Source organism: Enterococcus sp. AZ194, assembly GCF_051713825.1.
GTDB lineage: Bacteria > Bacillota > Bacilli > Lactobacillales > Enterococcaceae > Enterococcus_K.
Genome location: NZ_JBIOQR010000001.1, coordinates 1,805,001 through 1,817,296 on the forward strand (window position 1 = coordinate 1,805,001; position 12,296 = coordinate 1,817,296).

Annotated in this window: 9 protein-coding genes, 1 rRNA gene and 2 other annotated features (1 of these 12 only partly in view); of the genes, 2 read left to right on the plus strand and 8 right to left on the minus strand. The window is 38.3% G+C overall.

Going from position 1 to position 12,296, the window contains the following annotated elements; genetic code table 11:
• The 4 genes from IGI37_RS08400 to IGI37_RS08415 form a co-directional block, all read right to left on the minus strand.
• Positions 1-864, minus strand: a 16S ribosomal RNA gene (locus IGI37_RS08400) (it extends 696 nt beyond the left edge of the window).
• A gap of 546 nt (positions 865-1,410) precedes the next feature.
• Entirely contained in the window at positions 1,411-2,628 is a 1,218-nt protein-coding gene (locus tag IGI37_RS08405) for an amidohydrolase (protein ID WP_438761149.1), read from the minus strand.
• Between the two features lie 12 nt (positions 2,629-2,640).
• A complete protein-coding gene (locus tag IGI37_RS08410) occupies positions 2,641-3,483 on the minus strand; it encodes a MetQ/NlpA family ABC transporter substrate-binding protein (protein ID WP_438761150.1) in 843 nt (280 codons plus the stop codon).
• Positions 3,484-3,506: 23 nt separating this feature from the next.
• Positions 3,507-4,187 carry a methionine ABC transporter permease gene (locus IGI37_RS08415; RefSeq protein WP_438761151.1) on the minus strand — a complete coding sequence of 227 codons (681 nt, stop codon included), beginning with the start codon at positions 4,185-4,187 and terminating at the stop codon, positions 3,507-3,509.
• A 222-nt stretch (positions 4,188-4,409) separates the two neighbouring features.
• Between IGI37_RS08415 and IGI37_RS08420 the strand changes: the two genes are divergently transcribed.
• Positions 4,410-5,840, plus strand: a complete 1,431-nt coding sequence (locus IGI37_RS08420; RefSeq protein ID WP_438761152.1) for a transposase — start codon at positions 4,410-4,412, stop codon at positions 5,838-5,840.
• Between the two features lie 165 nt (positions 5,841-6,005).
• On the opposite strand, the gene IGI37_RS08425 is transcribed toward IGI37_RS08420, so the two are convergent.
• The 4 genes from IGI37_RS08425 to IGI37_RS08440 form a co-directional block, all read right to left on the minus strand.
• Entirely contained in the window at positions 6,006-7,064 is a 1,059-nt protein-coding gene (locus tag IGI37_RS08425; protein WP_438761153.1) for a methionine ABC transporter ATP-binding protein, read from the minus strand.
• Positions 7,065-7,135: 71 nt separating this feature from the next.
• Positions 7,136-7,373 (minus strand) — a binding site (T-box leader).
• A 34-nt stretch (positions 7,374-7,407) separates the two neighbouring features.
• Positions 7,408-7,632: a binding site (T-box leader), on the minus strand.
• A gap of 104 nt (positions 7,633-7,736) precedes the next feature.
• Positions 7,737-7,922 (minus strand): hypothetical protein, encoded by a 186-nt coding sequence (locus tag IGI37_RS08430; protein ID WP_438761154.1) that lies wholly within the window; start codon positions 7,920-7,922, stop codon positions 7,737-7,739.
• Positions 7,923-8,173: 251 nt separating this feature from the next.
• Positions 8,174-10,324: a glucosaminidase domain-containing protein gene (locus IGI37_RS08435; RefSeq protein ID WP_438761155.1), complete on the minus strand. Its 2,151-nt coding sequence runs from the start codon at positions 10,322-10,324 to the stop codon at positions 8,174-8,176.
• 406 nt (positions 10,325-10,730) lie between these two features.
• Entirely contained in the window at positions 10,731-11,132 is a 402-nt protein-coding gene (locus IGI37_RS08440) for a hypothetical protein (RefSeq protein WP_438761156.1), read from the minus strand.
• Positions 11,133-11,514: 382 nt separating this feature from the next.
• Between IGI37_RS08440 and IGI37_RS08445 the strand changes: the two genes are divergently transcribed.
• On the plus strand, positions 11,515-12,087 hold the full coding sequence (locus IGI37_RS08445; RefSeq protein WP_438761157.1) for a guanylate kinase: 573 nt from the start codon (positions 11,515-11,517) through the stop codon (positions 12,085-12,087).
• Positions 12,088-12,296 lie beyond the last annotated feature (209 nt).

Sequence of the window (12,296 nt, forward strand, 5' to 3'; positions counted from 1 at the left end):
CGGAAACCCTCCAACACTTAGCACTCATCGTTTACGGCGTGGACTACCAGGGTATCTAATCCTGTTTGCTCCCCACGCTTTCGAGCCTCAGCGTCAGTTACAGACCAGAGAGTCGCCTTCGCCACTGGTGTTCCTCCATATATCTACGCATTTCACCGCTACACATGGAATTCCACTCTCCTCTTCTGCACTCAAGTCTCCCAGTTTCCAATGACCCTCCCCGGTTGAGCCGGGGGCTTTCACATCAGACTTAAGAAACCGCCTGCGCTCGCTTTACGCCCAATAAATCCGGACAACGCTTGCCACCTACGTATTACCGCGGCTGCTGGCACGTAGTTAGCCGTGGCTTTCTGGTTAGATACCGTCAAGGGATGAACAGTTACTCTCATCCTTGTTCTTCTCTAACAACAGAGTTTTACGATCCGAAAACCTTCTTCACTCACGCGGCGTTGCTCGGTCAGACTTTCGTCCATTGCCGAAGATTCCCTACTGCTGCCTCCCGTAGGAGTCTGGGCCGTGTCTCAGTCCCAGTGTGGCCGATCACCCTCTCAGGTCGGCTATGCATCGTGGCCTTGGTGAGCCGTTACCTCACCAACTAGCTAATGCACCGCGGGTCCATCCATCAGTGACACCCGAAAGCGTCTTTCAAATTAGAACCATGCGGTTCCAATTGTTATACGGTATTAGCACCTGTTTCCAAGTGTTATCCCCTTCTGATGGGCAGGTTACCCACGTGTTACTCACCCGTCCGCCACTCTTTTTCTTTCGGTGGAGCAAGCTCCGGTGAAAGAAAAAGCGTTCGACTTGCATGTATTAGGCACGCCGCCAGCGTTCGTCCTGAGCCAGGATCAAACTCTCATAATAAAAGTTAGAACAATCATAAGATTGTTAAGCTCAATTTGTTTGCTAGCATATTGCTTGCTTGTTAAATGTTTGTGACTTGACTAATCAAGTACACACTACACATTTGGTTTGTCTTACTTTGTTCAGTTTTCAAAGGTCTACAATTGCTGTTTCAGCAACTTTTATATCCTATCAGTTAGACAAGTGAATGTCAACCTTTTTTTACAAAAGTTTTTCAACTGCTTTTCAGAAAGTTAATTACCTGTTTCAGCAACTCAATTAGAATAACAGCTATTTCTCCATACGTCAAGAACAATTTTCATTATTTTTACAAAAATATTTCATCTTTATTTCTACCTCATAAAAAAGATAAGAGAGAGTGAGCTAAAACTAGCCTCAAACCCTCTTACTCTCATCTCATAACCGACTAAAATGAAGTTTCTATAGTTCTAATTATCATCCAGCATTTATTCACTTTGTTCTATATAATATATTTTAATTAACTATCAAACAGTCTCTTAACAAAGAGCAATTGCTTTTTATTTCAACCGTATAGCTTATTTTCCTCTACGATTCTTCAGCTCGTCCATTCAAATACGAGAATGCATAGCCTACATGGTAAGCAGTAGCTAAAGCAAGGCCTCGCTCATCAATGTCAAATTTTTCATGGTGATGACCATATTGTGTCTCTTTATTGTTAAGATTTCGCGTTCCAACTCGCCCATAAATCCCAGGTGCTTCTACTAAAAAGTCAGCAAAATCATCTGCCCCCAAGCTCTTAGGATTATCCGTTATAACATTCTCAATACCAACAATTTCCGAAGCTACTTGTTGTGCCAGTAGCGTAGCAGATTTTTCATTAATAAGCGGAGCTGCTGCATCATACCTTTCAAAGGTTGACACTTCTGTTCGATGAGCATTCGCTATTTCTCTTGCAATTTCTTCAACTCGCTTTAAGACGAACTCTCTTGTTTCAAAACTGAAACTCCTAACCGTTCCTTCAATGACTGCATGATTGGCAACAATGTTATAACGCGTCCCAGCTCTAAGCACACCAATTCCGACAACAACAGGATCTAATGGATTAACTTCGCGCGCGACAATTGTTTGAAGCTCTGTCACAACAGCTGCAGCCGCAACCAATGCATCTCTTCCAGATTGTGGTTGTGCTACATGACTACTCAATCCATCAATTTCAATTTTGAAAATATCGCAAGAAGCATTGGTGGCGCCTGGCGTGGCTACCAACTTCCCTACTTCAACGCTAGAATCCAAATGTAGACCAAACACTTGGTCCACATCTTCTAGAAAGCCCCCTTGAACAAATTGTTTCGCACCCGCACCAATTTCTTCTGCTTGTTGAAAAGCAAATTTAATCGTGCCGTAAAAATGGTCTGCCAAATTACTTAACACTTTTGTGGCCCCCAACAAGGCCGCTGCATGACCATCGTGCCCACATGCATGGTTTAAACCAGCATTTTTTGATGTGTATTCCTTTGTTGTCTTGTCTTCTAATTCTAACGCATCAATATCTGCTCGCAGAACTAATGTTTTTCCTGTTCCTTTTTTTCCTTTGAGCGTCGCAATAGCTCCTGTTTCGCCAACTGACTCATAACTTAAGCCAATTTTATCAAGTTCTTCTTTAATTTTGGCTATTGTTTTGTACTCCTTCAGACTCGCTTCAGGATACTGATGAAAATGTCTACGTAAAGCAATCACTTCAGCTTCAACTGCAGACAACTCCTCTTCAATAATTAGTTGATCTACTTTCGTTTCTGTTGTCATATATAATTCCTCCTATTTCTCCCCAAATTCTTTCCATGCAGGAATGCTTGAGCCTTTTGAAGTTTCTTCAATTACTTTCTCTGTTTCCTCTGTTTGATACGTCTCAACTACTTTTTGGTAAGTTTTATTTTCCTGATCTTCTTTACGAGCAACAATGATATTGACATAAGGTCTAGCATCATCATTAACTGGTTCTAAATAGATAGCATCTTCTTTTGGTACGAGTCCTGAGTCAACTGCCACGCCACTATTTATAACTGCAATATCAACATCATCTAAACTTCTTGCTGTCTGTGAAGCATCTAACTCATTTATTTTCAACTCTTTTTTATTTTCTGTAATATCTGAAACAGTCGGTGCTTGTCCACTATCAGAGGCAAGCGTAATTACTCCTGCTGTTTCTAACAAGCGTAGTGCACGTCCGCCATTGGTGACATCATTGGGTATTGAAACTCCGGCTCCTTGTTTTAGTTTGGCCAAATCTTTTATTTTGTTGGAATAAATTCCTAAAGGCGCATTGACTGTATTTCCAATTGAAACAAGATCTGTACCGTGCTCTTCGTTATAATTATCTAAGAAAAATTGATGCTGAAATGAGTTCAAATCAATCGAACCATCTGCTAATGCTGCGTTTGGTTGGTTGTAATCACTGAACTGAACATACTCTAGCTCGATTCCTTCTTTTGACAGACGCTCCTTTACACTATCCCAAACATCTGTATCTGCTCCAATAATACCTAGTTTAACCACTTTGTTAGAATTTTCTTCTTTTGCTTCAGATTTAGATGTACTACCGCATCCTGTAAAAATAAACACCGCGAGTGCTGCCACAATAACTTTTCCTAATTTTTTCATATCAATTCTCTCCTAATCTTATTTTAATGTGTTGTTTTTCGAATAATTAAATTGCTAATAAATTGACTAATAAAGACTAATAATAAAATGAGTAGTGTCGCAACTAATGTGACATCCGTTTGAAAACGATTATACCCTCTTGATATTGCAAGGTTCCCAAGTCCACCCGCACCAACTGCTCCAGCCATGGCAGTTAATCCAATCACGTTGATAATTGTCACAGCTGAAACTCTCACGATGCTAGAAAATCCTTCGACAAGGTAAATACGGAAAATGATTCCTAATGGGCTGGTTCCCATTGCTTGAGCGGCTTCAATAATGCCATGATCAACTTCAAGTAAGGCATTTTCAATCTGCCGTGCGTAAAATGGAATAATGCCGATAACTAACGGAACTAATGCGGCGACAGCTCCAATCCTCGTTCCAACTAAAAAGAGAGTTAACGCTGCAAAAAGCGGCAACATAATGATGAATGGAATGGAACGAATGGTGTTGATAATTTTATCCAATATATTGTAAATCCAGCGATTTTCTAGTATTCCTCGTGGGCCAATCGCAACAAGTGTAACTCCTAGTAAAATCCCTAAGACACCTGCTATTAATGACGTCCAAGCTGTCATAAATAACGTTTCTCCTGTAGCTTTTATGAACTCATCAGGAATTTCACTCACATTAGGTAAATACGTTTTAATAAACTGATCCATTCGTTTTCCCTCCTAATACATGAAAAGTCATCTAGGAAACTCTAGATGCTCATTGTTCGTGGGTTCCAAATTCTCAACGAAAAGAATTCCCCCCCACTTTTTTTAACTCCCCTCAAATGTTTCTTTGAAATCCAAGGGGTATTGCTTGACTTTTTTTAATCGCCTACATAATCAGCGAGAACAGACCTAAACCCCTGTATCTCACTGAAAGTAGGACTTTTTATGTTAAAACAACTTCAAACACACCTAGACTATCTCTCCACACAAGAAAGATTACTCCCTCACGTCACTCCAGAAGCAAAGGGTGAATACCAGGAGACGATTGAACTGTTTCGACACCTAAATTTTGATGCAGCACATGAACTGCTTGCTTCACTTTATTCTCATACTGGGCGTCCAGCCCTCGTTCAAATCGAAATTTTGCGCACAATGATTCTATGTGCCTATGAGAAAATTTCTTGGGAGACCGCTTTGTATCGACTAAATAATCGCATCGTGTATCGCGTAATCATTGGTATCGATAAAGAGTCGATTCCAACACTACCTTCTTTTTATGAGCTTAGTCGTCGCTTAATGCCGACGAATGAAAAATCGATTTTAAGAAAGAAACGCGCGCAAAAGCCAACAGAAAAATATAAGAAAAACGAAAAGATGCCTGAGTCTAAGAAAACTTGGACGCAACGCATGGCCGACATTGCACGCAAAGGAACCTTCACCTTGTATCGACCCGACCGCTTCTTACAAAAGCTCTTTAAGCTTGTTAGTATCGATACCTCTGTTAGTTACGGCTTACTTGATCCAGAGCTATACGTATCAGGAGACGGTACCTGCGTCTATACTGGGGCATCTGCTTATGGCACGGTTGTTTGCGATTGTCGGAAACAAGGAATCTTCCAGTGCGACTGCCCAAAACGTTATTCAGATCCTAATGCCACATGGGGCTGGGAAAGTTCAAAAGAACGCTACTTTTATGGCTACAATGCCTATCTACTCTCCACTTATAATGCCGAACGAAAACTTGATTTACCCCTGTATTTACGAATGGTCAGTGCCAAGCGTCACGATAGCGTGTCTGCGCTTATTGGTCTAGCGGAGTTTCGTGACCTTTGTCCAGAATTCAAGATGAAAGGTTTTTTATCTGATTCCGCATCTGACAACTATGAAACCTATCATTTACTGAAGGAATGGAAAATTCCAGCCTTTATCGCATTGAATAATCGAAAGGAAGGCACGTTTACATACAAACAAGTCGAAATCAATTCAAACGGTATTCCTATTTGTGAGGGTGGCCTCGAAATGACGTACGACGGGCGTGAAACAAAGCGCAGTCGAGCAAAATTCCGTTGTCCAGCAAAAATGAAGAAGTGCATCAAATGTCCGTTAGAGAAACCTTGTTCTTCCTCACCTTATGGACGAACGGTTTATACAAAGACCGATGATAACCCCAGATTCTTTACGGAGGTTCCGCGAGATTCAAAACAATGGCGTACAATCATGAAGCAACGAACAAACATCGAAAGAATCAATAAGCAACTCCTACGAGACTGCGGGATTGAAGCGAGTGGCGTTCGAACACGCAGTCGTCTCACGCTGTGGTTAACAGCGGCCATGATGGTGATCCACCTCAAAGCACAATATAAATACGCTGGTTAGCATTTTTACTTAAAAAAATTTTTTTAAGCCTTACGCTTATTTGAGTGCGTCTTCTTTTGTGAAAGAGCTGAGCAGAACATCGTGACTCGTTCAAATACGATAAATTTCCATATTTTTATACTTATCCCCTCAATTTTAGCAAGAATTTATCCCATCTTTCCTAGTTCACTCATGAATTGATTCATTTGATTCACTTCGTTTGATAATGGTTGTTTTAACTCGTTGACTATGCAAATAATCCAAAGCCTTCATCCGCTGATGGGCTTCCCCTTTTAAGATGACAATTAGACTACCTATTGGCGTGTTTTGGATAATTTCCACATTTCCATAAAGGATATTAGTCGTTACTTGATATTGACTATATAACTTAGAAAGTAAAGGTTCACTGGTTTGTTCGCCCACATATGAAAACTCAATCAACAACTCATTTGACCCAAGATTTGCTAACGTCGGATGACTCAAAATCGTCTCTAGTGCTTGATCAACGTGTGTTGCAGTTCGGATAAAATCTTTTGTCAATTCTTCTTTTGGATGACTAAAGATTGAGATACTATCATTCTGTTCAATAATTTGTCCCTCTTCCATTACCGCCACTTTGTTACAAATTTCTTTTACAACTTGCATCTCATGAGTAATCAGCACAATTGTTAAACCTAACTCTTGATTTAATTTGCGCAATAAATCTAAAATCTGAATAGTCGTTTTGGGATCAAGAGCACTTGTTGCTTCATCACACAATAGAATTTCCGGATCATTTGCTAACGCTCTAGCAATGGCAACGCGTTGTTTTTGCCCACCTGACAATTGACTAGGATAAGCTTCTTTTTTATCAGATAAACCAACTAACTCCAATAATTGAGTGACTTTTTCTGTCCGCTCTTGTTTTGATTTTCCGGAGTATTTTAATGAAAAATCAACATTATCAAAAATAGTTCGAGCATTCATTAAATTAAAATGTTGAAAGATCATACCAATCTTCTTCCGTTTATTTCTTAATTCTTTTGGTGTTAATTGCCCCAAATCAACGCCATCAATCACCACTTTACCATTTGTTGGCTTTTGCAAATAATTGATTACTCGGACTAACGAACTTTTCCCTGCCCCAGAATAACCAACAATCCCAAAAACATCTTGTTTAGCTACTTTTAGAGAAACATTTTTAACAGCTTCAATTTTCTGTTTCTTTTGATGAAAAACAATATCAATATTAGTTAGTTCAATCATCTGTCCCACTCCTTATTCTCTCTTTAGTTATGCAAACAAAAAGCGTCCTCAAGCTGACGATTATTCATCAGCTTGAGGACGCTTTTGCGTGTTACCACCTCTTTTTAGACCTCCTTCACAGAAAGTCCCTCTTCAAGTACTTCATACTCTAGCATGTTAACGAATGCAGTCGTCATCGCCTTACAACAAAATTGTTTGGGATGAATACTCAACGGCCATTTTCTTTAGTGTAAGAACTACCCTTTTTCAGCTACCAGGGCTCTCTTTAGAATTCTTTGGACTAAATACTTTCCGTATCTACGTATTTTTATATAAAAAAAATCCTTTTATCAGTATCAACTGATAAAAGGACGATTGCTCGCGGTACCACCTTTTTTTGAAAGCCATGGCTTTCCTTAAACCCAACTTTTTAATTGGTGCTCTTGATAACGGAGAGCTATCCGAAACTGCCTACTTATCGACAATCATCCTCAAAGGCCATTTTCCATCTTATCGCAATAACTCTTCGCACCACCCAGAGTCTCTCTTTAAAATTAATAAAATGTACTTTCCTTCTCACTGGAAATTTATATTTCTTATTGATTTATAATTTACATGATTCAACAAATAATGTCAAACCTTTTTTTGAAATTTAATTAAAAAATTTCATGAAACAAAAAAAAGACTAGAAAACTAGTCTCTATCATGTGTAATAAAACGAATTTGTCTTTTATCGTCTCTTTTTAGAATTGTTTCTTCATTCAAATACTGAAATATTAGCTCATCTAATGAAGGGTTCTCCAACATTGTTTCGTATCCGATGAAAATATCTCGAATATACTTTTTATAAGCCTTTTTCTTTTTCAAACGTTTATTCATTCGGCACCGTCCTTTACGTTTTAATAATAGCAATTGTTGCTTCTTGAAACAACCATTATTCGTCATTTTTTTATGTTTTTCCTGACAAATCAACTACTCAATCAACACGCCTTTTCGACAGATCCAAAAGTAGTTCATCTCTCTCCAAAAGAAACCATCCAATAATGAGAAAAGTCTGTCAAAAAATGACAGACTTTTCCTATTTATTAGGATCATCTAGTGAAAAAGTGACTCCTAGTATTTTTTTAAAGTTATTTTGGTGCAATGTAGTCAACTTGACTAGATTTAGCAAGTGACATTGGAATTACACGATACGAAACTACATCAGGACTCACAACATTACCTTCCGAAATCAAGATTCCATCTGCTAAAATTGCTTCAACAAACGCTACGTGGCCATATATTTCACTTGAACCAGCAACACCTGGGTGGAAGCTAACCGCATATCCTACAGTTGGTTCACTTGTTACTTTGTAGCCCAATGCAGCCCCTTTAGCGCCCCATTCTCCACCATTACCCATAAAGTCATCAACCGTTTTTCCTAATTGCGCGAAACGATTGTAAACATACCAAGTACATTGACCCACTGGGTATGAACCTGATTTGTTGTAATTTACACCATCAAAATCTGGATAAATCATTTTTTCTCTATAAGCTGTTGGAATTTGATCACGCGCTTGAATAATCATACTTGTTTGCGTTCCTGATTTTGCGTTCTCATCTGGCTCATCAAAACGAGTTAAATTATAAGCTGCAATAATTGAGTTCAATTTGTTGCTGTATTGTGTATCTGTCGCATATTTTCCTGTTAGAGCGGCTGTCGCTTGTAGATAATTTTTCGCTTCTGAACGCCAAACACCTTTATAGAATTGGCTATTTCCAGAAATCCCACCACGAATTAACTTCACATAATCAGATAAAGAATCACGGTAGCTTGAGTAGCTTCTAAATGCTGATTTAATCTCATATAAATTCCCGTTTCCATCATCTTCATTTGTGGTATATACAGCAGATTGGCCATTAAATGAACCTTTGATTCCAAATAAATTGTAGTGTGGTGCACTCGCTAAACCGCTGCTACCTGAACCACTTTCTAAAATAGCTTGAGCAATCATAACAGAGGCAAAAACATCATATTGAAGGCCTAATTTTCTAGCATCTTCACCGATGACTTCAACAAAGTTTTCGGTTGATGGATTTTTCGCAAACGTTAAAGTTGCTGCATAAGTTTTGACAACTTTTTCGCCATAGCTATTTAGTTTTAGATTTTTTAGCACATCAACTGCATATGCAGGCAGAGCCTCACCTTTTGTTTCTTCATTCGTAATAACAACAGTGCCAATCTTCACTTTTTTATCTTCTTCTTTGGCAGAGTCTGCATCCACGAAAATCACTTTTTGTTCACCAAGATAGATTCCTACTTTTGTAATCTCTCCATCTTTTTCCCAAAAAAGTAAGTCCCCTGGTTTAGCTGTTGCTGCTGCAATCTTTGTTCCAAACTCTACTTGCTCTTCAAATGTTTGACCAATTGAAGTTGTAAATAATTCATTGTAAATATAGTCTGTGAATGCAACATTATCAAAAGAGTCTGGTCCTTTAGCATCTTTTTCATATGGTTTATTTAATTGTTTTAGAGATTCAGCAATCACTGCCGCCATCTTTGTGTTCTCTAATGAGTTCAACAAAGGCAATTCATAACCATTCAAATCTGAATTTGTTAGGCTATCCACTTGTAAAGAGCTATCTAATATTGAATTTCCTTCTGAGCCAGCCACTGGATTTGAGGCTGGTTGATCCGCTCCATTAGAAGGAGTTGAATGAGTATTATCTGACGAGCTTGGTCTAGTCGTGTCCGTTGTTCCTGTTGAGCTTGAGCTACTTGAGCTTGAATTAGAAGTTGAGCTTGAGCCAGTTGAGCTAGAACTTGAACTAGATGTTGAACTTGAACTAGATGTTGAGCTAGAGCTTGATGTTGAGCTAGAGCTTGATGTCGAGCTCGAATCTGAAGAAGAAGAATCTGTTGTTCCTCCTGTTTCGGTCTCAGTTGTAGACGAATCTGACGTACTAGAGCTTTCACTAGGTGCCTCTGAGTCACTTGGTGCTGTTGAAGTATCCTCAACTGGCGCTTCTGGTTCTTGTGAACTTGGCTCAGTAGGTTCAACAGGCGCAGGATCTGGCGCTTCAGTACTCGTTGGAACATCAATTGGCGTGTCAACTGGTACATCTGTCGCTTGTTCTGCTTCTGAAACATTTGTTTCGTTTTGTTCTGTGCTACTTTGATTTATATTATCTGTTAGGTTATCAACATTGGCAAATGCTGGTGCAGATTGAGTAAAGACAATGGCTACTGCACTAAAAACAGCTATGGATTGTTTGAATCTCATGCTATTACGCTTGGTCATTTAAAATAGTCCTCCTTTTAAATACGGTTCTCCTTTATATATAATAACACAATTTATCCTACCAAAAATAGTTTTTTTGCCAAAAATCACATTTTTTTTTTTGCAAAACAAATAAATATCAATGACTTTATATAAATTGGCAGCTCTAACCAGCAAAAATATGCTTTAATTTATTCAACAAACGCCCTATCTTTTTTGGCCATGTTCTTTTAGCACCTATATTTCGCTAACACATCCTCCTCAAATTAGAATACGCAAACGAATTCCACTTGCGAGAAAAAAATAGAAAGCAGTTATTCAAATATGAACAAAGCTACCTTCTATCCTTCGTATATCGTTCTTTAGATTTGTTTATGTAATGATGAGTTAGCTTCGAAAAAAATCACTTTCGCTGATTAGAAACGTACTATTGTATTAATTGTGCTTCTTTTTCATTGTTTTTTTCTGCAATGATGTTGTTTAGTAGCAGAAACTGATCACAATCAAATTGCGTTTTCGAATCAATAAAGGCAAGATAATCCATATAATCTTTTTCAATTCGACGATCAAGCTCTAGTAACTGGCTATCCTCAGTATCAAATTCATCCTCAGTCAAGTAGAACAAACAGAGGTTTAATTTTCCTTCTTCTTTGATAATCATTTTTAAGCTGTCCACACAGTTACTGGGCGTGATGGCTGACATAAGCTGCGTTACTTTTTTTGATATCCGTTTGAATTTGTTAACTAAAAATTGTTCTCTCTCAGAAGTAATCTCCCGTTCTTTTTTCTCAATAAAATAGGTATTTATATCTAAATCCCATAAATACATATATTTCCCCTCCCCATTATAAAATGATCCGATTTGTGCCATCTAAATTGACAAACTATACAATAGAACACTGAAAGGTTACACCCCTATAAACTTTCAAGCTATACATATGTCCAAAAAAGATCATTAATTTCTCTAAAAACCTCAAATAAAAGTCATCCCCTACCTTCATTTAAAAAATTTTTAGATACTTTAATAGTAGCTTATTAACGTAGGTTTTGTAAATCTTTTTTTCTATTAACAGAATAATTGTTTGACCAAGGACGACCTTGCTTTATTCAATTCACAACAATCGCCTGCTTTAAATTGTCTTTTTGGTCCTATGGAGAAAATGCGTTATACTAATTAACAAGAAAACAACTACAAGATGGGAGAAATTTTTTTGACTACCTTATGTTATCTATTTATCGGCCCAAGTGGTTCAGGTAAAACAACTCTCGCAAATGCTCTCTTTAACAAATCACAAAAAGTGATCTCTTATACAACTCGCTCGATTCGTATCGGGGAACGTGATAAACGGGACTATTATTTTGTCTCAGAAAATCAGTTTAAGCAAATGATTAAAGAAAATAAATTTGCTGAGTACGATTCTTATGGTCATCATTATTACGGTGTGACTAAAGAAACATTGGAAGAAAAAATGCGTGTTGGCGATTGTTATGATGTCCTTACTTCTGCTGGTTTCTGGCGTCTACGTAACCTTTATGGTGAGCGAATGATTCCTGTATTCTTAACTATTTCAAAGAAAACCATGACCGAACGACTCCGTTTACGAGGCGAGTCCTCTGAAGAAATGGCCAAACGTAGAGAGCTATTTGAGAAGGATTTAAAAGAAAAAGATGACCTCTTAGCCATTCCTGAAGCCATCTTTTTAGATGCAGAACAGTCAGTCGAGGCACTAACTAAAGAGTTTCAAACGATCATCACACAAAGAAACGCTAGACTTAAAAAATGAGAGTGAGGTTGGGACAGAAGTGTTTAACTCTGCACTACGTAAAAACCACTTCGATCTCATCAATCTCTAAAGGTGAAACACCTTAAGAATTGAAGGACTGCGCAAAAAGACTCCGATCTCATCAATCTCTAAAGGTGAGACACCTTAAGAATTGAAGGACTGCGCAAAAAGACTCCGATCTCATCAATCTCTAAAGGTGAAACACCTTA

Excerpts from the sequence above, each read along its gene's own strand:
- IGI37_RS08420 (WP_438761152.1), top strand. The coding sequence starts at position 4,410 with ATGTTAAAACAACTTCAAACACACCTAGACTATCTCTCCACACAAGAA.
- IGI37_RS08435 (WP_438761155.1), bottom strand. The coding sequence starts at position 10,324 with ATGACCAAGCGTAATAGCATGAGATTCAAACAATCCATAGCTGTTTTT.
- IGI37_RS08440 (WP_438761156.1), bottom strand. The coding sequence starts at position 11,132 with ATGTATTTATGGGATTTAGATATAAATACCTATTTTATTGAGAAAAAA.
- IGI37_RS08415 (WP_438761151.1), bottom strand. The coding sequence starts at position 4,187 with ATGGATCAGTTTATTAAAACGTATTTACCTAATGTGAGTGAAATTCCT.
- IGI37_RS08425 (WP_438761153.1), bottom strand. The coding sequence starts at position 7,064 with ATGATTGAACTAACTAATATTGATATTGTTTTTCATCAAAAGAAACAG.
- IGI37_RS08430 (WP_438761154.1), bottom strand. The coding sequence starts at position 7,922 with ATGAATAAACGTTTGAAAAAGAAAAAGGCTTATAAAAAGTATATTCGA.
- IGI37_RS08410 (WP_438761150.1), bottom strand. The coding sequence starts at position 3,483 with ATGAAAAAATTAGGAAAAGTTATTGTGGCAGCACTCGCGGTGTTTATT.
- IGI37_RS08405 (WP_438761149.1), bottom strand. The coding sequence starts at position 2,628 with ATGACAACAGAAACGAAAGTAGATCAACTAATTATTGAAGAGGAGTTG.